The following is a 24,424-nucleotide window of genomic DNA, read 5'->3' on the forward strand; positions in this document are numbered from 1 at the left end:
TTTATTATTTTAAGGAGGTAAAAGGATGACTGACAATGAATTAATAATTGAAGCTATAAATAACACAAGAAAATTAGGTCGAAAATCGGCATTAGCCACTGTAGTAAGTGTTGCGGGTTCAGCTTATAAAAGAGAAGGGGCGAAAATGCTGGTTGATGAGGAAGAGAATAGGATCGGGATGATTTCAGGAGGATGTCTGGAGTCGGATGTTGCTGAAGTGGCAAAATCTGTAATGGCGTCAGGCGCCCCTATTTTAAAGACATACGATTTAGATGAGGATCTAGTTTGGGGACTTGGACTTGGCTGCCCAGGCACGGTGAAAATTTACATCGAACCTGTCGAGCCTTATTAAATAATTGATGGAGGGGTAATATGTTAAATCTATCACCATTTGAAGCATGGTTAACTAGTTTCAAAGAAGAGCGGGAGTGTGTCCTGGCAACAATTCTGCCAATCAATCCATCACATCAATCTAAAGAGCCTTACCGTTTGTTTGTTTCTGGAAGCCGCGAAACGATTGGCGACCTTGGCGATGAGGACATCAATCTAAGGGTAACAGAGCTGGCAAGTAGAAAATTAAATGAAACAAATCCAAAGTCGGAGACACGTGTGTTCACAATGCCGGACGGCAATGAGATTCATGTTTTTATAGATGTATATATTCCACCGGTAGAATTGATGATTTTCGGTGCCGGACATGATGCCATTCCAGTGGCAAAATATGCGGTTTCATTAGGATTCAAAACAACTGTTGTAGACCAAAGGGAATTTTACAATAATGAGGAGCGTTTTCCGGGAACGAACAGGCTGATCGTCAAAACGAGTGAATTTCAGGAGAAAATTAAGATTGGCAGGAGAACCTATATCGTTGTGATGAATCATCATATTGAGAGAGACCAGGAAACATTAAAGTTTGTTTTGCGCTCCCCATCGCCATATATTGGTGTCCTTGGCCCGCGCTCCCGCCGCATTCGAATGATAGAGGGTCTGGGGGAAGACGGAGTCTTTTTCGATGAAAATGAACTGAATAGAATGTACAGTCCAATTGGTTTAGATATTGGAGCTGTATCACCAGAAGAAATCGCCCTTAGTATTCTAGCAGAGGTAGTTGCGAAAAAGAATGGCCATTCGGGAGGATTTTTACAAGGATCTGATTATATTCACCGGGCATCGAGCACGAAGGAGCCCGTATGAACGGACATACAATAAACCCATCTATTTGTGCTGTTATTCTTGCAGCTGGCACGTCATCCCGAATGGGGCGGCCAAAGCAGTTGCTTGAATTGAATGGACTGCCGCTTCTAGAGCATGTCATTCGTGCAGCACTTTCAGGAAACTTTTCCGAAATTATTACGGTTATAGGCTGTGAAGCTGATAAAATTCAAAAAGCTATTTCAATAGAGGACCCGCGCTTTCGCTGGGTAATCAATGAAGATTATTTATCTGGGCAAGGCTCTTCTTTTAAAACAGGGATTTTAAACGCAGGAGATACCCATTCCGGAGTGATGGTATTCCTCGGCGATCTTCCTTTTATTTCAGAAAGCACTGTTCAATCCATTTATCAAACCGGGAAAGGCATGTTTAAAGTTCAACATGAAAGCTTCGTTATTCAGCCTGAGTATAGCGGCATAACAGGTCATCCCGTATTTTTCGGTCATCCAGATCGAAATTTATTTATGGAGATTCAAGGTGACCGCGGTGCAAAAGCAATAATGAACAAAATCCCTCATCGAAAGTCCATCACTGTGGATGATCGCGGCATTTTATTCGATATTGATACTCCTGAAGCATATGAAGAAGCGATAAATCAGAATGGATAGAAATATCTTTATATTCGGTCTATTAATTTCCAATTTATTCATTGAAAAAGTATAATAACCTTATATGAGATTCGTGCTAAACAGGAGGGGTCGGATAGGGTGATTATTTGGAAGGATATTCTGAAGCCGATTTCAAACTTTATTGATGTTCAGAGTTCGATTGAGGATGTTATTCACCATTTTTCCAATCAAAATGCGGAAATTGTTTTAGTAACAGATCAAGGTTCTCTAGTAGGTTATTGTACGAAGGAGCTTCTATTGAATCAAATTGCCCAATCCTCGGACTTAACACAGCTTATTACATATAGAAATGATATTTTAAAAGTTCCGCAGTTTTCTCCAGTTGAATTTTATCATAACGCTTCTTTAATGATTGGAGTGAATGATAAGGGAGAATTCGTCGGTTATACGACTATTGAACAGGCGCGGCATCAAATGAGTGAACTGCGTTTAAAAGATATAAATCTTTTGCTGCACGGTGCTGGAGTGGGAATTGTTAGAACGAATATTAATTATCAAATTGAGTTCATTAATGAAACAGCAGAAAATATACTCGGAATCCCTAGCTCATTTCTCATGTTTCGAAACTATAAAACGCTTTTAACGAATGATAAAAATTTAGAAAAGGTCATGGACGGAGAAACGCTTGTCACTGTAAACTCTTCCATTAACTTTAAACAAATTAGCGGAAACTTTTATCCTTTACAGATTGATGGGAACATTACAGGACTTGTCCATGTTTTTTTCTCTAAAGAAGTTTTCGAGGAAGCTGTACATGAGCTAGACTTTGTTCGAAATTTAAATTCGGATTTACAGGCTGTTTATGCATCTTCTCAAGAACAAATACTCGTGATTGACGGAAGTGGAAAAATCATTCGTGTCGCGGGCATGTTTCTAGAAGACTTTTGGAAGGTGGAAAAGCCGGAGAATATCATCGGGAAAAATATCGATGAATTCTCGAAAAGGAATATATTTCAGCCGAATGTGTTTGATTTGTGCAAGAAGCAAAAGAAAAAGGTGACAGCCATTCAAGATTCCGCTGGAAACAGTAGAGTTTGGTCGGTTGCCACACCCGTTTACCACGAAGGAAAATTAGAGAAAGTCGTTATTCTTTCAAGGGATATTACCCAGCAAAGCACCTCCCTTAAAGAAGAAGAAACGGATCCATCTTTACATAATAGACAGGAAAAAAATCATAATGAAAAAAGGCTTGTGTACCGTTCGAAAAAAATTGAGCAATTAGTTGCAGAGATTAAAAGAGTGGCCCAATTTAATTCAACCATTTTACTAGAAGGTGATTCTGGAGTCGGGAAAGAAGTATTTGCCCAGCAAATCCATACAGCAAGTCCTAGAAGCAATCAGCCGTTTGTTCGAATTAACTGTGGGGCGATACCGGAAAACTTGATCGAAAGTGAACTATTTGGATACGAGAAGGGTTCCTTTACTGGCGCAGACAAAAATGGGAAAGCGGGTCTATTTGAGATGGCTAACAATGGCACGCTATTTCTTGATGAAATTGGCGAATTGCCTTTAAATATGCAAGTAAAGCTATTGCGTGTATTGCAGGAACGGGAAGTGACAAGGATAGGCGGAGTAAGGCCGGTTGCTGTAAATGTTCGGATTATTACAGCCACAAATAAGGACTTGCAGGAAATGGTCAATAAGGGCGAGTTTAGGGAAGATTTATACTACCGATTATATGTCATTCCTTTTCGTATTCCTTCTTTACGTGAGCGGAAAGAAGATATTCTGCCTTTGTCGATTTACTTTTTGGAGAAATTTAAACAAATGTATGATATAAAAAAAAGCTTCACCCCAGAAGCTATTGAAGTATTGGAGACGTATGCATGGCCTGGAAATGTAAGGGAGCTCCAAAATATTGTGGAACGGTTAATTCTGCTGACTGACGGTGAATGGATTCAGCGGGAACACGCATTAAAATATCTGTACGGTGAAGTGGAAAAGAAGAAAAAGCAGCTATTTGTTTTGGAACTGATGCCATTGAAAGAAGCTGTTGAAGAATTAGAAACCCAATTAATTGAGCGGGGAATGCAAAAATATCGGACTGCTGATAAATTATCCAAGGTGCTAGGAGTAAGTCCAGCAACGATCAGCAGGAGGATCAAAAAGCTGAAATAATAAGAGGAGTGACACCAAATGTTTAACTTGCCTGAAACTCATTTTAATTTCGGCGGGGATGAATATATTTATGCTGAGATATCCCGTGATATGAGGATTGAAAGTAACTTTAAGGCGTTGGCTGTAACGGACGAGCTTAGAAAAAGAGAAATCCCGGGAATTATTGATATCGTTCCATCCAATTCATCCTATTTAGTCCGCTACAATCCAGATATCATCCCAGCAAGAGATTTACTCGATTTATTAAAGGAGATTGACTTAACGAAAAGCAATCCAACGAAGCTCCATTTTTCAGTCCGTATAGTGGAAATTCCAGCATGGTATGATGACCCCGTGTCAAAGGAATTTTCTTTCCGTTATCGAAATAGACATCCTTCACCCGATTTATCTGATTTCGAATTTGTCATGAAAGTAAATGGATTCACAGATAAGGAAGCATTTATTAAAGCCCATTCAGACACTCCCTATTTAATTACGATGGTCGGTTTTCTTCCGGGAACGGCCTGGCATTTCCCCCTTGGATTACAGCCGAACGAAATTATTCAAGCACCAAAATACAATAGTCCCCGGGCAGAAACACCGGAAAGGGGCATGGGCCTTGGCGGGGCGTTCAATGTGATTTACCCTGTAAGCGGACCAGGAACCTACCAGCTTATCGGCCGGTCAGCGGTTTCTGTAGTCGATCAGCATAATCACTCAGATGATCTCGAGGAGACATCTTTTTTGGCGAGGCCAGGTGATATTTGGAAGTATCGTCCAATCAATGAATCTGAATATCATAAGATTACGAATGAAGAGAGGACCGGTAAGCATACCCTTAAAATGAAAGAAATTGACCTATCTCCACTTGAATATGCTGAGAAGGGCAAACAATATATCCAAGAGCTAATGGAGGATTTTTAAATGATAGAGGTAAGGGAACCTGGGCTATGGACAACCGTACAGGATATGGGACGGATCGGAAAATATCATTTAGGTGTTCCGCCATCTGGAGCGGCAGATAAATACTCTTTTATAATCGGAAACCTGCTAGTCGGAAATCCCGAAAATTCAGCAGCCCTTGAAATGACTTTAATCGGCGGAGAGCTTGAGTTTCATAAAAATTGCATAATCGCCTTGACAGGTGCCCCGATGGAAACCTATTTAAATAACAAGCCAATCTCCTTCTGGGAAACCCACCAAGTAAAAGAAGGAGATGTTTTGCAAATAAAGGCATGCCCTAAAGGGGTAAAAAGTTATTTATGCATGTCAGGCGGTATTAATGTTCCAGAAGTTATGGGCAGTAAATCTACCTATGAATTAAGCCGTATAGGCGGTTATCAAGGCAGAAAATTAGCCGCCGGAGACAGAATCCAAATAAATGAGCCATTACCTGAAGCCTTCAAGCAAATCGGCAAAACAATCCCAATTGAATTTATTCCGTCTTTTAGCGACTTTCAAGAATTACGGGTCATGATGGGGATTACCGGTTATTTAATGAATGACCTTGCACTGAAAACCTTTCTTAATTCAGAATGGACGGTATCACATGAATCGAATCGCGTTGCTTACCGTTATAAAGGGCCAAAGGTGTCATTTACCGAGCAGAATCCTCCATTCGGTGCAGGGAATAGTTTTTCCAATGTAGTTGATATCGCTTATCCGATTGGTTCTGTATTATTTACAAATGAGGAAGAACTGATTGTTCTGCAAAATGACGCTACAACGGGCGGAGGGTTTATTACAATTGGCACTGTCATTAGCCAGGATCTTGATTTAATTGCCCAATCGAGACCACTATCCAAATGCCGCTTTATCGCCGTCACGATTGATCAGGCGATGCTGGCACGTGAGGAGAGGAGGAAGAAGATAGAAACGTTGGTACAAATGATGAAAGGGTAGGATAACGAAAACCCACAATGCAATAATTTTTAAAATTAATTCATACTTTACATTTTAATCCAATAAGTGTAGAATCTCTATATACCTAAAATAACTAGGTAGGTGATAAAATGTTCAATCGTGAATTAGTTAAAGGAAGTTCATCCCTATTGCTTCTTCAAATGCTAGGCGAGCGGGATATGTATGGGTATGAAATTGTTAAGGAGCTGGAGAAGCGCAGCGAAAATGAGTTCTCTTTTAAAGAGGGCACATTGTATCCGGCTCTTCATAAGCTCGAAAAGCAGGAATACATTGAATGCTATTGGCAGGAGCAGGAGAAGGGACCAGCCAGGAAGTATTATCGTATTACAGAGGCAGGAAAAGAAATGCTTCTTGAGAAAACCCGTGAATGGAATGACTTTGTTTCCGTAATGAACAAGGTGATGGGGAGAAAAAAGCATGGATCGGCTGAAGGATGAGTTTTTAGAAGAGCTTGCAAAGCATCTCGCAAATCATAGCGAAAAAGAATTGATTTTAAAGGAATATGATGATCACCTTAATGAACTCCTTGTAGAGCTTTTCAGGCTAGAGGATGAATCCGAGGTGCGCAATCAAATCTATTCAAGGCTAGGAGCGCCCGAGGAGATTGCGGCCATGTGGAGAGAAGAACTTTCCGTTACACCCAGCAAAATGAAATGGCTGTTCATTGCCGTTAATATTCTTTTTTTTGCAGGCGGGTCTGTCCTTACGCTCGCACATAATCTGCTAAATTGGAGCTGGCTTACAAGCCTATGGGTTCAATTAACTTCTTTTCCGATATTAATTGCATTTATTTATCTGTTTTTCTGGGCGCTGCTTGGCTATGAAATTGGCAGAGGCTTTGGCCATAAAGGCAGAAAGTTGATGAAAACGACCTTTTTCTTGGCATCAATTCCAAATGTAACGCTAATGGCTCTGACGGTTTTCCGAATCATTCCCCATGAATGGTTTAGCCCGTTGCTGACTGAAACATTTATCGGGATCTGCATTTTGATGACACTACTTTTATACCCTGTGTGCCTGATTAGCTACAGGTGGGGGAAAAAAGCTTCTGTATGAGCTTTTTTTGCCTATATACATAGAATGTCTACTTATATAGAAATTCTATATATTAAACATACTGCTCACAACTAAGAATGTAAATGTCGTGGCTTCATTACACTGCGCTGGTGATTACTCCGTACATCAAGGCTTGTTCAATAAATCCAATGATAATTTAGTTTTAATTCGAAAAAGGAGGCTTTATTATGGAAGTCAAACTCGAAAGGAAAGATTGGATTTTCTTTTTCTTATGTTTTTTACTGGGGATTGTGGCTGAGGAAGCATTCTTCAGAAATCAAATTGGCATCTCCTATTTTGTTTTCATTGTTGCATTTTATACGCTGTTCTTCTGGAGGTTTCGGTCGTTTTCCTTTTCACACCAGCGGTTCGGTTATCTAGTATTAATCGCAATATGGCTATTAGCAGCAAGCTATTATCTGTATGATACAGCCCTTTTTTATGGGTTGAACATTCTTGTGATACCGGCCCTTGTTATCTTTCATCTTGCATTAATTACTTCACCGAAAAAAATAGAATGGAGTAATTTGTATTTCGTCATTTACGCCTTACAACGACTGATTGACGGAATTCGGTATAGTGCTCTATTCACTAAATATGCTGCCAAGCTGACAAGACGAGAAAGCAGCGAAAAACAAAATGATGTGTGGAAAAAGGTTCTGATTGGTGTCGCAATCTCTTTCCCCTTTTTGTTTATCATACTGAATTTGCTTATGTCCGCAGATACTCAATTTGAAAGGCTTTTAAATAATATCCCTGGTCTGTTCAACTTCAATGGTGAATATGTTTTCCGCTTGGTTATTATTCTAATCTATACATTTGGTTTCTTCGGATTTCTTCAATCTCTTTTGCAAAAGAATATCCATATTATCCAGAAAGAAGGCACCCCTAAGCCATTTGGAGTGGATGGAATTATTACACTGACCGTTTTGCTGCTTCTAGATTTAGTCTATGTATTATTCGTTGCCGTTCAATTCAAGTACTTTTTCAGTGGGACTCTTGATGAAGGCTACACATACGCAGAATATGCACGCCGCGGATTTTTTGAACTGCTCTTTGTCACATTGATCAATCTAACTGTTACGACCGGGGTCATTAATCTAACTAAAAATGTTCCTGGCATGTTGAAGACAACAATCAAGTTTGCTTTAACCATTCTTGTGCTATCGAGCGGGGTCCTTCTTATATCTGCTTTCATGCGATTAACGATGTATGAGGATGCTTATGGATTCACATTAACTCGGGTTCTCGCTCATTCCTTTATGATTTTCCTTATGGTCATCTTTGCCTATACGCTTGTGAAAATCTGGATTGAGAGGCTATCGTTATTCCGCTTTTATTTCATTGCCGCACTTATTTATTATGCAGGGCTTAATATCGTCAATATCGATAGAATCGTTGTGGATCAAAATATGGCTCGCTTTGAGACTACCGGGAAAATAGATATTCAGTATTTGAATAGTCTATCCGCAACGGGAATCATGGGATTAATGGAGCTTTATGATAAGCAGCCTGACGTTCAAGGATTAGAAACTTTGCTAATGCAGCGTAAAGCTGAAAGAGAATATTTAAGAAGTAAATCCTGGCAGTCGCATAATCTTGCTCGGGACAGAGCTTATGAAATGCTGGGGGAGTTGGACTTATATAAAAATAAAGGTTCTTAAATCAAAATCATAGTTGGCGATTTGACTGAAGATCCTCTTAAAAGCGAGCCATGAGTCATCCATAGTAAGCGTTTTAGCCAGGGATTTTCCCAAACGCGAACTATGAGCTATTCATAGTAATCGTTTTGATGAGAGATCCTCCCAAACGCGAGCCATGAACCATTCATAGTAATCGTTTTAGCCAGGGATTCACCCAAACGCGAGCCATGAACCACTCATAGTAATCGTTTTGCCGAGGATCCTCCCAAACGCGAGCCATGAACCACTCATAGTAATCGTTTTGATGAGAGATCCTCCTAAATGCGAACCATGAACTATTCATAGTAAGCGTTTTAGCTAGGGATTCTCTCAAATGCGAACCATGGAGATATTTATCAATCGCTGGATGGTGCAAATACTTGGAATCACGTAGTTAAAGAAGGAAAAAAACAATAAGAATCAACGAAAGGGAGCAGAATTCTGCTCCCTTTTGATATTGGAATAATGTATGGTGAATATTAAGGGTACTAGTTGCTATTAAGCTTTAAAATCTTAACAATATTGACGACTAGTACTTTCACTATGGAGTAAGCTGGTATGACAAAAATGACCCCGATAATCCCCATAAGGTTTCCAGCTGTTAAAATCAGCACAATGATTGTTAATGGATGGATGTTCAGTGTTTTTCCCATGATATTCGGTGAAATGATATTGCCTTCAATTTGTTGAGCAACAAGCATGATTATTGCTACATAGAGAGCCATGATTGGATCTTGGAATAATGCTACTAGGAATGCAGGAATAACGGCAATATAAGGACCTAAAAACGGAATAACGTTAGTAAACATTCCGAACATCGCTAAAACAAGTGAGTAGTTTAGACCAATAATTAAGTAGCCTATGAACAATAGGGCCCCGACAATGACACTGACGAGCATTTGACCTTGAATATAGGTAGAAATGGTCTTGTCCATTTCTTTTAATATGTTTTTCACATGTTCTTTTTTAGACTGTGGGAACAGAACAGCCACACTTGGTGCAAATCGGTGACTATCTTTTAACATATAAAATAATATAAATGGAACAAGTACAAGGTAGAAAATCGTATTGATAAAACCGCCGATCAATCCGAATACGCCAAGAATGCCATTGGCAATATTCCCTACATTGGATTCAATTCTAGATTCTACATCTGCACTCGCATTTAGTAATGCTTCTTGTACAAAGTCTGGAAACGTACTCCGGTTTTCTTGAACATACTTAATCCAATCCGCTACTGTGGAAACCATAGCTGGCAAATTATCAACAAATCGTTCTAATTGGTCATTGATAACTGGACCAACCAATTTGACCACGCCATAAACAAACAAAATGATGGCAAAATAAGCAGCTAAAATGGCAATCCATCGCGGTGCTTTCTTTTTTTCCAGCCAAACTACTAAAGGCCGGCATAAATAAAACAAAATACCTGCCACAACAAAAGGCAAAAAAATCGTTTTTATCAAAACAACGATTGGAGTTAAAATAAACTGATTCTTATTTAATAAAAACACAATTAATAAAAATAAGATGATGGCAATCATACTTCTAAACCATCTTTTTTCAAACAACGACATATACAACGCTCACTCCCTATAGGCGGCTAAAAACCCTTAACTTGAATATTACAACTAAATTGGAAAAAAAACCAATAATTTGATGTCTTTAGAGAAAAGGTATGTTGTAAGAAAGGGTAAATAACATAAAATATTTGAAGGATCAGGTTTAGAAGGGAACTTTTAACAAATTGAAATCCTTCTTTACATACCGTACAGGGGTATAATATAATGTGATTAAGGGAGGGGACCGAATGAATTCCAATCTAGAAAATAAATCGTTACTGGCAGATGAGGAAGAGTTTTGCTGTGGGCAGATGAGTGAGAGAAAGAGCCATCATTCTGATAAGGTAAAGAAAAACCTTGTGACACGGTTGAACCGGATCGAAGGGCAAATTCGTGGGATCAAGGGGTTAATCGAAAAAGACACTTATTGTGATGATGTCATTACACAAATTTCTGCTACTCAATCTGCATTAAATAGTGTCGCTCGAATTCTGTTGGAAGGGCATTTAAAAACATGTGTCGTTGACAGGCTTAATGAAGGAGACACAGAAGTATTAGACGAGGTTCTAATTACTATCCAAAAATTAATGAAAAAATAAGGAGAGGTTTATCCATGGGAAAAATCACTTTAAATGTTGCTGGTATGTCTTGCGGACATTGTGTGAAAGCAGTTGAAGGCAGTGTGGGAGAATTAGCTGGTGTGGAAAGCGTAAAAGTTGATTTAAAAAATGGAAAAGTAGATGTCGAATTTAATACTTCAGAAGTAACTGTTGATAAAATCAAAGAAACGATTGATGATCAAGGATACGATGTTAATTAATATAATTTAACGAGGGTTCTCATAAGAGATGCAACACAGTTTAATCGCAATGCAAATAGGCAACTGAATGTCGATTTCACTGTGTTTGAAAAATAAGCGGAAAAATTCCGTCTATTTAGGGGAATACCCATATTTCCCTATAAATAAAGGTACTTTTTCCGTTTATATGTTCCAAATCGATGGATTTTGACTTGTTTTGAGAGGTTAGTCGGAATTACTCCGCTTATATCTGCCTTTTAAGCCTTCCCCAAATACATTAGCCGGAAATTCTCCGCCTATGAATTCTCATACCTCCATAAGAATAAGGAATGAAAAAGGCGTCCACCAAATTTACCGCTTCATTTTCCTAAAAAGAAAATAAATGCTTGTTAAAATAAAAAATAGAATAAAAGCCACCTGCCATTCTATTTTCAAGGATAATACCTGATCAATAGAACAAGCTTCTATAAATAGGGATGGAATTTTCCCTACAGTACTTGCAACACTAAACGATAACAGCCCCATTTTACTGAATGCTGCTGCAAGTGTAACAGCGCCTGAAGGAATGAATGGGAGAACTCTAAGGGTAAGGACAAGAATTACAGCTTCTGCACCGGCTGTGTTTTTCAACATTAATAAAAGCTTAGAATTTGATTTATTTATTTTGGGCGAGAGCTTGATTAAACCTTTTCTGTATAAAATAAAACTAACAATAGCCCCAGCTGCTTCTCCTGCAATTGAGACCATAAGCCCTGTTTCAAAGCCAAAAAAGGCAATATTTCCTGCAGTGATAAAAGCGCTGGGCAAAATGCCAGATATCGCAACAACGATATTAACAATTAAACTAAAGAGGACAGCGAGTATTGGATTACCAGGAAACCATTCTAACAAATAATCTCTCATATTTTCTCCCTAACCAGTCTCTTCAACCCTAGATTCATCACCAAAAAAGCCCCGGATTCTGTTACATACACGAAATAATAATGTCATATATCATCCAAGTTATGTAATTGGTGCACTTCCTAATATATTTCAACATTTTACCACTGAATAGCTCGCATTAGTAGCCACAGGCACAAATCAGCCGTTTCCTTAGCTTCCACATTTTGGGCGGGGATTCATTATGTTACATATGCTAGCCTTTTATTAGAGATTCTTTACGGGAGTAGGAGGAAAACTAGCATGAAAAAAATAAAGAAACTAATAATCACGGGAGCACTTTCATTATCACTTTTTGGATTTGCAGCTGAGTCGAATGCAGCGACGAATACCCATCTTGTACATAAAGGAGAAACCTATTGGACAATTGCGAATCAATATGGGATTTCCGTGCCTCACTTGAAAAAAGTAAATAACAGGACGAGTGATTTCCTTTATGCCGGGGAGAAAATCATAATCCCTAATTCAAAAATTACTGCTGCTGAAAAAGAACTAATCGCTCGTCTTGTCCATGCCGAAGCTAAGGGTGAGCCATACGCAGGAAAAGTGGCAGTGGCAACAGTTGTTTTAAATCGTCTTGATAGTTCACTTTTCCCAAATACGGTTTCAGGTGTTATCTATGAAAAAGTAAGCGGGCACTATGCCTTTACACCTGTTCAAAATGGAACGATTAATCAACCCGCTGATCTGAGCTCAAGGAGAGCAGTGGATGAGGCTTTAGCATTTAGAGGGCAAGGAAGAGGATCGTTATATTTCTTTAATCCAGCAACATCAACAAGCAAATGGGTTTTTTCAAGACAAGTAACTGTCACGATTGGAAAACATCGTTTTGCAAAATAAGGAATTAGAACACCAATCATTGTTAAGCTGATTGGTGTTTTCTAATTGGTTGATCTTTTCCAAATAATACGCTTTTACGGATACTCACGAAAACACTCCCGTTCGAATAGTTATGATATAAGCCCGTTGATGGGAGTGGATAAAGCTGAACGGTAAAAACACAAAAGCTGAAAATCAAACAAAAGTGGAAAAGCAAACAAATTTAGATATTGAGAGTTTAAAGCTTCAGCTGGAAGAGCAAATTGAGGCAGTCTGTTGGTTTCAAGCAATGGCAGCATTTAGTAAAGCCATTTTGGTATCGAAGCTATATAGTATATCTGACGACAAACAGGATTCAGAACCGGAGAAAAAAATCCTGTTTGGTTTATGGGTGCAGGCTATCGGACAATTGATAGAAGCATTAGGGGTGACAAAAGAATTGTCAGCGCTAGATCAAGAACAGTTTCTGAATTCACAAAGAATAGCTGTGGCAGGGGATTTTTTTCAATCATTTGGTGCGCAAGTAGAAGTAATAGGCGGAATTGGAATTATTAAGGATGAACTAACAGGGGTTACAGAATTTGTCCCTTGATTTCTTGCCTCCTTCTTAGCGATATTTTTCCACAAATAATATTTGACTTATCGAAGAAAAATAAGTGGGAAAAGGAAATAGATGAAGGAGAGACAGGAAGTATGAGAGGATATGTTCTTTCGATTTGGAACTGGTTTGATCCGATTTATTATTTCTTTTCACGTCTAACTTTACTTCCATGTGAAGGGGCAAAAAGCAATATTTTCAGGATTCGAATAACAAAATACAGAGGGAGAAATGTGGTCCTTTCAGACGGAACCCGAATCAATAAAAATGACACGCTTGTCAAAATTCATCTCCACAATGCCAAGTTATTAAAAGAACTGAAAGACATAAAGGGTGATTTGAAGAAGGCGAAATTTATTTATCAATATGTCCAAAAATCTCTTCCTGAGGTAGAGAATTATATTCGGGAATGCCGCCAAAGGTACATGGTTAAAGGGATTGTCGGCATTACGATGCTGAATAAAGGCTGTGAAAGGCTCGGTTTTGAAGTTGTAGATATTTACAGCCCCATTTATAAATGGTTTAAATGGTTTGCCTTTATGCCGATCGAGCTTCTATCCAACAAACATACTTCCTGGGAGTCCCTTAAAAGCCAAAAGCCAAATTACTTATTTATGTCCACAAATAAACTATCCGAAATGTATAGAAATTAATAAGGATATAAGAAAAAGCTGTTATAAAAAACAGCTTTTTCTTATATAGCAGCTGCAGTCCTTCCATTGCTTGCAGCTAAAGTTAGCTCATGAAACGTTATTTCTGGTCGGCTTCCGACACGGATGTTCACGCCAGTTTGACCAAGCCCTTCGCTAATATAATAAGGCTTCCCATCCTGGGTATGAAATCCTTTTGTAATATTCATCCTTGCGAGCTTCCCCATTTTCACAAGATGGTAGGCTTTCGGATAGCAAATTTGCCCTCCGTGGAAATGACCGGCTAACAAATAATCAAAATGATAATTCTTCATATGCAGAACAATATTAGGATCATGTGTTAAAACTAAATTGGTCCCATCGTTAATTCCTTTGTATGAGCCTTCAAGGTCGCTTCGTTTTGTACTAAAGTCATCAATGCCAATAATATTGACTGGACATCCATCAACCATGATTACATTGTGTTCATTTTTCAATACTTTGCAGTTATAGGTTTTGAGTGTATCTACTAATGCTTGCAAGTTTTGCTTGCGCAGAACATAGTCATGGTTCCCCAATACAGCATAAATGCCATGTTTAGGTTGTAATTGATTAAGAATTTTTAAATAAGGCGCTAACTTAGGTATCGTACGTTTACGGTCGAGGAAATCTCCAGTAAGAGCAATGAGATCAATGGATTCGTCTTTCAGCTTTTCGAAAAGCTCGTCAGGGGAAATTGAAATATTTTCGAGATGCAGGTCGGATAGGTGAAGAATGTTTATCTTTGGAGCATGTCTATTTGTTGATTCATTATGAACTTTAACTTTATTAATCATGATATCTTTCGTGTTTCTATTAGCCATTCTTAGAAGGTAAGTAAGAAAACCCGCCAATACAGCGAAAAGTAAAATCATCAAAATTGAATCACTCCTTCCATATCCCCGATTATACAGGAAAAATACCGCCATTATTACATGCAATTGATGGCAGCGGCACCATGGCGGAAATTCCCATATACAAGGGATCAAAGGATGACCTAATTTATTTTCGAAGTCTGCATAGACCAATATCTATAAACTAAAAAAATGCAAAGCAAAAATAATACGTAAATACATAATCCGATTGAAAGAAACAGGAATGATGAGAAAATTTGCTTCCCGCTGAAGGCCACCATAAACATGGGAGGGATGAGCCCAAATGCAGTGGCTATAAAATAAGTGCCAAAGGAAATATTGCTCACGCCTGTATAAATATTAACAACTGGCGGAGGCAAAATAGCCGACAGCCGAACAAGGAGGATGGCGATAAAAGCATTTTTCTCAAGCATAAGCTGAAATCGTTGAATTCTATTAATCCGCTTTAAATAATGACTGAAATGGCTTCGAAAGAAAATGCGTGCTAAGAAAAAATAGAGAATAGCTGCTAAAAATCCACCAGTCCAATTGATTAAAGTTCCTATTAGCACTCCATATTTTGCTCCCATTATACCAGCAAATAAGGTAAAGGGAATAAACGGGATGGCCGCTGTTATGACAGATAGGAAAAACATGAGGGGGAGGTCACTTGGATCACTATTTTGAATCCATGCAAAAATCAAATCTTTATTGAAAAAACCGATGATTAAGATCAATAAATAAAACGAAAGAACCCACCATTTTTTCATTAGTTAGCTCCGTCCTATGGATTTACATTTTATTTTCCGCACAAAGGACGATGAAATTCCTATGAATTTTAATGTGAAAAAATTGGCATAGAAAAGCCGGCATCTGCTTTCAGCTGTCGATACCGGCTTTGAAAAATTAATTCGCTTTACTCTTACTTGCTTTTTCTTTTTCAAATAAAACAATTAATCCAGGCAGCAATATACCTCTGATCAAAAACGTATCTAATAAAATGCCGACAGCGACAATAAATCCAAAGACAAATAATAATTCAACCGGCTGGGTCATTAGGACGGCAAAGGTTGCCGCTAGAATGATGCCTGCTGAAGATATGACGCCTCCAGTATTCGCAACGGCAATTTCAACTGCTTCCTTCACGGAATGCTTTCTTCTTTCCTCTTGATACCTTGAGATTAGAATAATATTGTAATCGATTCCGAGCGCGACTAAGAAAACAAAGGAGTATAGCGGAACACGGTCACTTATTGTATGAATATCAAAGAAAAGATTGGTTAGAAACATTCCTAAACCTAAAGCAGCCAGGAAGGAGATTAAGATGGTCCCCATCATATAAATGGGCATTTTAACTGATCTTGTTAAAAGGATAAGCAAGCCAAAGATGAGAATTGTTTCTAATACGACAATTACAATCAAATCCCGATCATTAATGGCACGCTCATCAACTTTTGATGCTGTTTCCCCAGCAAAATACAGGTTTCCTGTCATTTGGCTATTCGCCACAATTTCCTCAGCGTCATCTCTAATTTTCTCTAAGGCGTCCATTGTTACAATAGCATACGGGCTTTCATTGAAAGTCAGGCTATAATTAATTACCTTTTGGTTATCTGATATTCCATTTATACGGACATTATTAACTAACGGCTGATCTTCTAACGCTTTTTTCAATGCCTCCTGATGCTCTTCTGCTACGATGTCAGGTGACTCAAATAATACAGTCGTAGGCGCGAGATCTCCTTTATGGAAGTTTTCCTCAAGAATATCATAGCCTACCCTTGATGGCATATCGTCTGGGAAGGACTTCATTGTGTCAAATTCGTATTGCATATTGAACATATTGCTTGCTGAAACAAGGAGAATGATCCCAATGACGGCAACAGAAAGTCCTGGTTTTTGGACAACAAATCGGCCAGTCCGGCTCCAAAAGGAATGCTTTGGAATAAAAGTTTCTCCGACACGAGGAATCTTTGGCCAAAATGATTTTCTTCCGAAAAGTGTAAATAACGCTGGAATGAGCGTAACGGATGCGAGCATAATTATGACCATCGTTGTTCCAAAGGTAGGAGCGAAATTCTTATAATCGCCGAATTGAGCAAAGAATAGTACGAGCATGGCAGCTAATACCGTTCCCCCCGAAAAGAAAACAGGCATTCCAGTTTCTCGCATTGCGGCTTGCATCGCATCATACTTACTTTCAAAATTCTTTAACTCTTCACGGTATCTTGAAAATACGAATAGGGAATAATCAATAACCGCAGCAAATAAAAGGATGGTCATAATCGAAAGTGTTTGATTACTCATTATGAGCCCAGCTGCACCCATTAATCCCAGCGTTTGCATGACCACTTCATAGACGAAGGCCGCTGCAAGAAGGGGAATTAGAGCCAGCAATGGAGAACGATAAATAATAACCAAAAGCACTAAAATCAATCCAACTGTTGATAAAATAAGCACGACATCGGCCCTTGAGAATAAATCCAGCGTATCAATACCAATACCAGCAGGGCCTGTGACATATAAAGTTAAATCCGAATGATCTTTAACAAGCTGCTCGACTTTTTCCTTTGATTGTTTAATTTCATTAATTTCAAACGAAGAATCGAATATTAACGGAACAACAGCTGTCTGTCTATCATCCGAGAAAAATCCGCCCGCTGCTTGTGGAGGGATGGAGGATAAAGGAATAACTTGTTGGACACCTTTAATATTTTCCCCAGCAATCCTGTCAAAAAGATCCGCAAGCTGCTGATATTCAATTTCCCCATCATTAGATTGGAAGACTAATATAGCAGGAAGGCCATCATTGTCTTTAAAATATGTGTCCAATTTATTTTGGGCAATAACCGATTGTGCATCCTTTGGCAGTGTATCTATAGATGAAACTTGGTAATCTTTTGCGCTAGGAGCAAATAGAGCTAAGCCCATTGTCAATACAAGCCATATGGCAAGGGTAATCCACATGCCTTTTCTTGTTGTGACTCGGTCGGTAATGAAATGCAGGAAGGTTTTCATTTATTCAACCCTTTCTTATTAAATTGGTGACACAACTGTCACTTTCGAGAAAAATAAAAGACACTATTGTCATCAATATTATCTTTTAAAGGTGACAGTAGTGTCAATTGTTTTTTGTAAACATTCCGTGACAAATAATCTCTTTAATCGAGCTCACCCATTCCTCTGCGGGTACTCTTGTGTGATTCGGAATTGCAATGGTTTGAAAAATAAAGCCTAGGATAAGACCATCCGGAATTTGAGGCTTTAATATTTTTTCCGCTCTCCCTAAATCAATAAAAGTTTGTAAATGTTTATACATATCAAGATGCTGTACATCCAGTTTTGCTTTATTCAATGTTACTTTTTTAGATATATTTGCTGGTATCTGCAGTGCAATGATAATAATTTGATGGATTTCCGAATGCTCAAAAATAAGCGCAAGGAGTTCATTGAATTGGGCTTCAAAGCCATCGAATTCCGTAATCTTCTGCAACTTTAAAAGAAACTTTTCCATTTCATCGAGCATGTAATCGGTAATTAGCTCTTCCTTATTATCGTAGTATTTATACAATGTGCCTCTAGAGATCTCTAGGCGATCTGCTAGAAGACTAAAGGTAAACCCTTCATATCCATGAAGAAGCAATAACTCCTTCGTTGTTCTAAAAAGTTCATCAATCGAAAATTTCCGTTCCCTTGCCATGCTGCTCACCTCACTTTTATTATAGAACAAAAAGTTAGATTCACAACTGAACCTCATCAAAACAATCCTGTTAAAGGACATAGAATCAAGAATTCTCTTTTTGTTGTCCTTTAAATCACTGTTAAAGGACATGGTATCAAGAAATCATCCATTGCATGTCCCTTAAAATTTTTCTATTTTATTTTCGTATTCTCTTTAATAATTTCCAGGAAGACCTTCAATGCTTTTGTCTCAAAGGGAGACCTTAACACAGTTGAAAAGTCACGAGTAATGGAAAGGTCTTTCACCTTTAATACTTTTAATGTCCCAAGAGAAACTTCTTTCCGAATCGTCCAATCAGATAATAAGCTTATGCCTAAACCCGCTTCAACCGATTCCTTGATTATTTGTGTACTGCCAAATTCCAAGAGTTTTTTAGGAGTGATCCCATATTTAGAAAACATTTTTTCTGCGGCTTCTCTCGTACCTGAACCGATTTCTCGGCAAATCCACGTTTCACTTTCTAGCTCAGAGAAGGATAAATCCCCCTCCATTTGTGCCGGTCTATTATGAGGGGAAGCAACAATGCTCATCGTATCTACAGCAAATGGCTCTACGACTAAGTGGTTATTTTTGTATTCCCCTTCTACAATCCCAATATCTAATTGGTGTCCAAGTACCAATTCAGCAATTTCCTTTGTATTCCCAATCGTAATGGAAGGGTTGATTAGAGGGTACTTTTTTTGCATTTTTGCAATCAAGTGAGGCAAGATATACTCACCGTAAGAATAGCTTGCTCCGATTGAAAGTGCCCCACTCGGTTTATTCGTTAAATCATCAATAAGAAAGTTCATTTTTGAATAGAGCCCGATAATTTCCTTTGCATGATGGTAAACAATTTCCCCTGCTTTATTTAAGCGGACATATTTATTGCTGCGTTCTAAAAGAATCGTGCCCATTGTTCGTTCTAATGCTTGAATATATTGACTGACTGCCGGCTGTGTCATATGTAATTCTTCCGCTGCACGAGAGAAATTCTGCTTTTCCGCAACCATCACAAAAACCGCTAACTGCTGATCCATACGTTACACCACCTTTTTAATATAAGAATTTACTTATCATCACCATTATAAATTATTATTTCTCTTATTGTAAAAAAAGTATTATGCTGAATGCACAAATGATATTTTGGTGGTGAAAAAGTATGGAAGCACAAGCAAGAGCACTTGCAACTAGTAAGGAGCCAATTCAGCCAGAAAAAAAACGAGCCCCGTTGGGAAAATGGGCAGGCGGCATCGCTTTTACATTTTTTATTGCATTTTTAGGTTTTTTATTAGCTAAAGCACCTGGATTCGATCATGTTGGGCAGCTGGCATCTGCCATTGTAATTGCCGTTTTGTACAGAAATATTTTAGGATATCCGGAGATTTTGCGTGCAGGTATAACATTTTCTTCAAAAAAGTTATTACGTTTTGCGATTATTCTATATGGGCTCAAGCTAAATATTGGTACTGTGCTTAGTGATGGTTTAGGCTTGCTCATTCGAGATGCGGGTGTCATTGTTTTTGCGATTCTCTTAACAGTTTGGCTCGCTCGTTTATTGAAAGCGGATAAAAACATTTCCCTTCTGGTTGGGGTAGGGACGGGGGTATGTGGAGCTGCTGCCATTGCTGCCATTGCGCCGATTATTAAATCAAAGGATGAGGAAACAGCTATTGGTGTAGGAATTATCGCTCTGGTTGGTACGATATTTGCGATTGTCTATACAATTTTACGTCCGATTTTGCCTTTGACAGATGTAGAGTATGGCATTTGGTCAGGCATAAGTTTACATGAAATTGCTCATGTTGCGCTGGCAGCAGCGCCTGGGGGACAGGATGCCCTGGCAATTGGCCTGCTGGCAAAGCTAGGTAGGGTATTTTTACTAGTTCCACTTTGCTTTATTTTTATGTATATCATGAAAAACAAAAATTCCGAAGAGAACAATGCGAAAATAGAATTCCCTTGGTTCTTAATCGGTTTTATCATCATGAGTGTAATTGGCAGCTATGTACTCGGTCCGAAAATTCCTGTTTCAGAGGGCTTTATGAACGGAGTCGCCAATTTAACTACATGGTGTTTAACAGCAGCCATGGTCGGACTGGGGCTAAATGTCAGCCTTCGCGATCTGCGTACGAAAGCACTAAAGCCATTAATTGCGATGGGGATTACGTCTATTGTTCTATCTGTATTAGCTTATTTTATTATTTAGCCTTGTTTAGATTAGTTTTTTAGATCGGAAGGTAGTTTAGGAGAGTTTTAAATGACCTTCAGGGAAGTTTTTCAGACCTCAAGGTAAATTAGTTCTATGAGACAAGAAAGTGAACCTTCATTGAAAAATTGCATAATAATCTAGCAAATAGTGATTAGCCAAATACCGGTTGCAATATGACCGGTATTTTTTTTTATGATCTTCCTGTCTATGTCTTATTTAATTTAAGTTAATTCATTCTTGTGGGGAGCAACATGAATATACCTCATGGCTTGAAGGATAATGACGGCAGGAATTCATACATACAAAGAAAAGATTAAAATAAAGTTTCAGGGAATTTTCTTATAGGCATTTTTTTCTGTTCGTGCTATTATTTTAATATTCAAATTTATTCCCCTCATCCCTTTTTCCTATGTCAGATTGGTCTGTTCTTGTAAGTCGCAGCAGGAAAGTGAGTTGGAATTTAAATCTTTGGGGGAGGAATTAGCGTGATGATTGATGGAAGCAGCAATTTACTCTTAAACTTATTAGTTATTCTTATTACAATGACTGTTCATCAATTTTGGGTAGAAAGTAAACCAAACTGTTCTTTTGTCCAAAAATATGCCATCTTATTTACATCCGCTGTAGCCATTCTTCTATGTATGGTCTTTTCCTTTTATATGGAAGGGGGCATCCAATTTGATCTGAGAAGAGTACCCCTTTGGTTCGGAACTATTTATGGCGGTCCAATGGTAGGGATTATTCTTACAGTGGAAACGATTCTCGTACGCCTTTTTACCGGAGGTGCTGGTGGAGCCACCGGTGTGATTATTACTTTCATCACCTCTGTTCTTTTTACTGCGATTACGATCTTAATTAGGCCCTTTTATTTTCGTTTAAGAACTTTTTATAAGGTACTGCTCGCTTCAATGATGATTACAATGTTTTCCATTATCATTTTAGTGACGGTTTCATTTAATAATAATGAACTGTTTTCATTTAAACTTTGGTCGGGCTTCTTGCTTACCAATCTGATAGGAATTATTTTTGTCCATCTATCATTAGAAGCAATTAGGAGGAACTATTTACTTCGGATGAAGCTTCTACATTCAGCTAAGATAGATGTTGTCGGGCATTTAGCTGCTGCTGTTAATCATGAAGTGAAGAATCCCCTCACTACAGTTCGCGGAATGATGCATTTACTGAAAGAAGATCAGTCTCTTCCGACTGAAAAAAGGGAAGCTTTTTTTGAAATTGCATCGCAGGAGATTGATAGAATTGATAAGGTTGTATCTGACTATTTAACGTTTGCAAGGCCATATCCTGATAAAATTGAGCAGATATCATTACAAAAGGTTTTATCTGAATCTGTTGATATTGTAAAACCTTTGGCAGAACAGGCAAAAATTCAACTTGATATATCCAGCTGTTGCCCTTGTCACGTTTCTGGAGATCATTCTAAATTTGTACAAGCCTTAGTAAATATTTTAAAAAACAGCATAGATGCCTCGACTATTGGAGGACAAATAAAGGTAAGAACTGAAATAAAAGAAGAATTATGCATAATTTCAATAAAAGATAACGGTGCTGGAATGAGTGAAAACATCCTTGGCAAATTAGGAGAACCTTATTTTACGATGACAGGCAATGGTACTGGTCTCGGTATGATGGTCGTTTTTAGAATAATTGAAAGCATGAACGGAAAAATAAATATAAAAAGTAAATTAGGTATAGGAACGGAAGTCATCCTTGAAATCCCAACTTCCACATGTGAAGAAATGAAGAAAATGGTCCCTAATGTTGGTTAATATCATTTAATATTTAATGTGAGTTCGCTAATGATTGTGTAATAGCGAACTCACTTTTTTTGTATTTCGCCATCTGTTTATAGATGTTAGGGAAAATATTGACTCATCAGTCAATTGATATTAAAATTAAATTGACTATTCAGTCAATACTTGTTTGCACTCAATAGGAGGGGTTAGATGTGGGTATTGTAGAGCTTAAGAATTTAACGAAATCCTATAAACAGAATCGAGGAATTATGGATGTTTCTTTTTCCATTGAAGAAGCTGAGATTTTTGGGTTTATCGGTCCGAATGGTGCAGGGAAAAGTACAACAATTAGAACCCTGTTGAATTTCATCTATCCGACGAGCGGCAGTGCAACAATTTTTGGCAAGGATATTATTCAACATTCAAAGGAAATTAGGCAAAATGTTGGTTATTTGCCATCTGAGGTTCATTATTATGATGATATGAAGGTTGTTGATTTATTAAAATACTCGGCACGTTTTCATGGGAATTTAAACAGCACTAGAATGAAGGATTTGGCTGCTAGACTTGACCTTGATATCAATCGGAAAATTGAAGACCTATCCTTTGGAAATCGCAAAAAAGTAGGAATAGTGCAAGCCTTGCTTCATGAACCAAAGCTGATCATTTTAGATGAACCAACGAGCGGCCTTGATCCTTTAATTCAGAATCACTTTTTCGAGCTCCTTGCTGAAGAGAGGGATAAGGGGGCGACCATCTTTTTCTCCTCCCATATTTTAAGTGAAGTTCAGAAAATGTGTGATCGAGTGGCGATTATTAAAGAAGGTAAGCTCGTGGCAGTTGAAACGATTGAACATCTGACGAAAAATAAAGTAAAAAATATTACGATTACATTTGAACAGCCTGAACAGTTTACTTTTACAGTGGATGGGATATTAAAACGAGAAGTAAATGGAAAAGAAGTAACTCTGCTTTATAGCGGGGAGATTAAAGCACTTCTTCAGCATCTTATTGATTTACCTGTTCAAGATGTGCTTATAGAAGAGCCGACTTTGGAAGAAATATTCATGCACTATTATGAATAGAGGGAGGGAGATCAATGATTTTTAAAAGGGAGTTTAGACGCGGGCAAAAGTCACTTATCATTTGGAGCTTGGTGCTTGCGGGATTAATTATCTGGCTATTAAGCATTTTTCCTCAGTTTGCCGAGGGGCAGAAGTCAATTCAGACTTTGTTTGATGCCTATCCAGAATCCATGAAGCAAATGTTTGGGATGGACCGGCTTAATCTGGGAACATTAATTGGTTTTTACGGCATTGAGGTCTACATGATGACCACTCTTTTAGGAAGTATTTATGCAGCTATGCTCGCCTCAAACATTCTTGCCAAAGAAGAAAATGAAAAAACGATTGAATTTTTACTATCTAAGCCTGTGTCAAGAAGCCAAATTGTAGCGAAGAAGCTTATGGCTGTGATTGTCAATATCGTAATCTTAAACATCGTATCCACGATATCGAGTATCATTGGCTTTCAGTTTGCTAAAGAAGAAGCGATTCAGTGGAGCACTTTTGCGTTGCTGGCCATAGCGACGCTGTTATTGCATGTAACTTTTGCTGCAATAGCCTTTATGTTCTCTTCGATTTTGAGAAAAACAAGGAACGTTCTATCGATATCACTAGCGGTTGTGATTGTTTCTTACTTTATCAGTATCATGTCAGGATTATCCGAGGATTTGGATATCCTAAAATATTTTAGCCCGTTTAAATATGTTGAGGCAGCCAATATAATTAATGAACAAATAATTGAATCAATTTTTTTGCTGCTAATGGGAGCAATTATCCTTATTAGTTTCATCGTCTCATTTATGATATATAAAAAGAAGGACATTTCAGTCTAAAA

General features: G+C 38.2%; 25 protein-coding genes. 18 read left to right on the plus strand and 7 right to left on the minus strand.

The features are described from left to right. Window positions 1-25: 25 nt before the first annotated feature. The 9 genes from AR328_RS04960 to AR328_RS05000 all read left to right on the plus strand — a co-directional run bounded on the left by AR328_RS04960 (window position 26) and on the right by AR328_RS05000 (window position 8,581). Window positions 26-352, plus strand: coding sequence for an XdhC family protein (locus AR328_RS04960; protein WP_066291020.1), 327 nt, complete (start codon window positions 26-28; stop codon window positions 350-352). Window positions 353-372: 20 nt separating this feature from the next. Then, a complete protein-coding gene (locus tag AR328_RS04965; RefSeq protein WP_066291022.1) occupies window positions 373-1,194 on the plus strand; it encodes an XdhC family protein in 822 nt (273 codons plus the stop codon). Further along, window positions 1,191-1,820: a nucleotidyltransferase family protein gene (locus AR328_RS04970; protein WP_066291028.1), complete on the plus strand. Its 630-nt coding sequence runs from the start codon at window positions 1,191-1,193 to the stop codon at window positions 1,818-1,820. The genes AR328_RS04965 and AR328_RS04970 overlap by 4 nt, the downstream gene beginning before the upstream one ends. Window positions 1,821-1,919: 99 nt before the next feature. Further along, the gene (locus AR328_RS04975) at window positions 1,920-3,959 is read left to right on the plus strand and encodes a sigma 54-interacting transcriptional regulator (protein WP_066291033.1); all 2,040 of its coding nucleotides are present in this window, start codon (window positions 1,920-1,922) and stop codon (window positions 3,957-3,959) included. A gap of 18 nt (window positions 3,960-3,977) precedes the next feature. Beyond that, window positions 3,978-4,862 carry a 5-oxoprolinase subunit B family protein gene (locus tag AR328_RS04980; RefSeq protein WP_066291037.1) on the plus strand — a complete coding sequence of 295 codons (885 nt, stop codon included), beginning with the start codon at window positions 3,978-3,980 and terminating at the stop codon, window positions 4,860-4,862. Beyond that, on the plus strand, window positions 4,863-5,840 hold the full coding sequence (locus tag AR328_RS04985; protein ID WP_066291040.1) for a biotin-dependent carboxyltransferase family protein: 978 nt from the start codon (window positions 4,863-4,865) through the stop codon (window positions 5,838-5,840). Between the two features lie 110 nt (window positions 5,841-5,950). Further along, window positions 5,951-6,298 carry a PadR family transcriptional regulator gene (locus AR328_RS04990; RefSeq protein WP_066291043.1) on the plus strand — a complete coding sequence of 116 codons (348 nt, stop codon included), beginning with the start codon at window positions 5,951-5,953 and terminating at the stop codon, window positions 6,296-6,298. Further along, window positions 6,279-6,917, plus strand: a complete 639-nt coding sequence (locus AR328_RS04995; protein WP_066291045.1) for an HAAS signaling domain-containing protein — start codon at window positions 6,279-6,281, stop codon at window positions 6,915-6,917. Before AR328_RS04990 ends, AR328_RS04995 begins: the two co-directional genes overlap by 20 nt. Window positions 6,918-7,105: 188 nt before the next feature. After that, the gene (locus AR328_RS05000) at window positions 7,106-8,581 is read left to right on the plus strand and encodes a DUF4153 domain-containing protein (RefSeq protein WP_066291051.1); all 1,476 of its coding nucleotides are present in this window, start codon (window positions 7,106-7,108) and stop codon (window positions 8,579-8,581) included. Window positions 8,582-9,087: 506 nt separating this feature from the next. Here the strand turns inward: AR328_RS05000 and AR328_RS05005 are convergent. After that, on the minus strand, window positions 9,088-10,176 hold the full coding sequence (locus AR328_RS05005; RefSeq protein ID WP_066291054.1) for an AI-2E family transporter: 1,089 nt from the start codon (window positions 10,174-10,176) through the stop codon (window positions 9,088-9,090). Window positions 10,177-10,409: 233 nt separating this feature from the next. On the opposite strand from AR328_RS05005, the gene AR328_RS05010 reads away from it, so the two are divergent. Beyond that, the gene (locus AR328_RS05010) at window positions 10,410-10,760 is read left to right on the plus strand and encodes a metal-sensitive transcriptional regulator (protein WP_066291056.1); all 351 of its coding nucleotides are present in this window, start codon (window positions 10,410-10,412) and stop codon (window positions 10,758-10,760) included. A gap of 14 nt (window positions 10,761-10,774) precedes the next feature. Beyond that, on the plus strand, window positions 10,775-10,981 hold the full coding sequence (gene copZ / locus AR328_RS05015; RefSeq protein WP_066291059.1) for a copper chaperone CopZ: 207 nt from the start codon (window positions 10,775-10,777) through the stop codon (window positions 10,979-10,981). 330 nt (window positions 10,982-11,311) lie between these two features. On the opposite strand, the gene AR328_RS05020 is transcribed toward copZ, so the two are convergent. Next, window positions 11,312-11,863, minus strand: a complete 552-nt coding sequence (locus tag AR328_RS05020; protein ID WP_066291068.1) for a TVP38/TMEM64 family protein — start codon at window positions 11,861-11,863, stop codon at window positions 11,312-11,314. Between the two features lie 279 nt (window positions 11,864-12,142). Here AR328_RS05020 and AR328_RS05025 point away from each other — a divergent pair, with 279 nt between their 5' ends. The 3 genes from AR328_RS05025 to AR328_RS05035 all read left to right on the plus strand — a co-directional run bounded on the left by AR328_RS05025 (window position 12,143) and on the right by AR328_RS05035 (window position 13,969). Next, the gene (locus AR328_RS05025; RefSeq protein ID WP_066291077.1) at window positions 12,143-12,739 is read left to right on the plus strand and encodes a cell wall hydrolase; all 597 of its coding nucleotides are present in this window, start codon (window positions 12,143-12,145) and stop codon (window positions 12,737-12,739) included. 184 nt (window positions 12,740-12,923) lie between these two features. Continuing rightward, a complete protein-coding gene (locus AR328_RS05030; RefSeq protein ID WP_066291081.1) occupies window positions 12,924-13,310 on the plus strand; it encodes a hypothetical protein in 387 nt (128 codons plus the stop codon). A 101-nt stretch (window positions 13,311-13,411) separates the two neighbouring features. Continuing rightward, window positions 13,412-13,969 carry a YkoP family protein gene (locus AR328_RS05035; RefSeq protein ID WP_066291925.1) on the plus strand — a complete coding sequence of 186 codons (558 nt, stop codon included), beginning with the start codon at window positions 13,412-13,414 and terminating at the stop codon, window positions 13,967-13,969. Window positions 13,970-14,010: 41 nt separating this feature from the next. Here AR328_RS05035 and AR328_RS05040 read toward each other — a convergent pair whose 3' ends face one another. From AR328_RS05040 to AR328_RS05060, 5 genes are all read right to left on the minus strand, one after another. After that, window positions 14,011-14,862 carry a metallophosphoesterase gene (locus AR328_RS05040; protein WP_082677128.1) on the minus strand — a complete coding sequence of 284 codons (852 nt, stop codon included), beginning with the start codon at window positions 14,860-14,862 and terminating at the stop codon, window positions 14,011-14,013. A 119-nt stretch (window positions 14,863-14,981) separates the two neighbouring features. Continuing rightward, window positions 14,982-15,608, minus strand: coding sequence for a TVP38/TMEM64 family protein (locus AR328_RS05045; protein ID WP_066291086.1), 627 nt, complete (start codon window positions 15,606-15,608; stop codon window positions 14,982-14,984). A gap of 136 nt (window positions 15,609-15,744) precedes the next feature. Continuing rightward, window positions 15,745-17,856, minus strand: coding sequence for an MMPL family transporter (locus tag AR328_RS05050; protein ID WP_066291089.1), 2,112 nt, complete (start codon window positions 17,854-17,856; stop codon window positions 15,745-15,747). A 103-nt stretch (window positions 17,857-17,959) separates the two neighbouring features. Next, complete coding sequence (locus AR328_RS05055) at window positions 17,960-18,538, minus strand: TetR/AcrR family transcriptional regulator (RefSeq protein WP_066291092.1); 579 nt, start codon at window positions 18,536-18,538, stop codon at window positions 17,960-17,962. Between the two features lie 173 nt (window positions 18,539-18,711). Continuing rightward, complete coding sequence (locus AR328_RS05060; protein ID WP_066291095.1) at window positions 18,712-19,599, minus strand: LysR family transcriptional regulator; 888 nt, start codon at window positions 19,597-19,599, stop codon at window positions 18,712-18,714. Window positions 19,600-19,721: 122 nt separating this feature from the next. Here AR328_RS05060 and AR328_RS05065 point away from each other — a divergent pair, with 122 nt between their 5' ends. The 4 genes from AR328_RS05065 to AR328_RS05080 all read left to right on the plus strand — a co-directional run bounded on the left by AR328_RS05065 (window position 19,722) and on the right by AR328_RS05080 (window position 24,422). Further along, complete coding sequence (locus AR328_RS05065; RefSeq protein ID WP_066291098.1) at window positions 19,722-20,768, plus strand: YeiH family protein; 1,047 nt, start codon at window positions 19,722-19,724, stop codon at window positions 20,766-20,768. A gap of 491 nt (window positions 20,769-21,259) precedes the next feature. Beyond that, the gene (locus AR328_RS05070) at window positions 21,260-22,558 is read left to right on the plus strand and encodes a sensor histidine kinase (protein ID WP_231734770.1); all 1,299 of its coding nucleotides are present in this window, start codon (window positions 21,260-21,262) and stop codon (window positions 22,556-22,558) included. Window positions 22,559-22,737: 179 nt separating this feature from the next. Beyond that, window positions 22,738-23,610: an ABC transporter ATP-binding protein gene (locus AR328_RS05075; protein ID WP_066291104.1), complete on the plus strand. Its 873-nt coding sequence runs from the start codon at window positions 22,738-22,740 to the stop codon at window positions 23,608-23,610. Window positions 23,611-23,624: 14 nt separating this feature from the next. After that, a complete protein-coding gene (locus AR328_RS05080; RefSeq protein WP_066291107.1) occupies window positions 23,625-24,422 on the plus strand; it encodes an ABC transporter permease subunit in 798 nt (265 codons plus the stop codon). Window positions 24,423-24,424 lie beyond the last annotated feature (2 nt).

The sequence above is a fragment of the Bacillus sp. FJAT-29937 genome (assembly GCF_001509555.1).
Taxonomy (GTDB): domain Bacteria; phylum Bacillota; class Bacilli; order Bacillales; family Cytobacillaceae; genus Cytobacillus.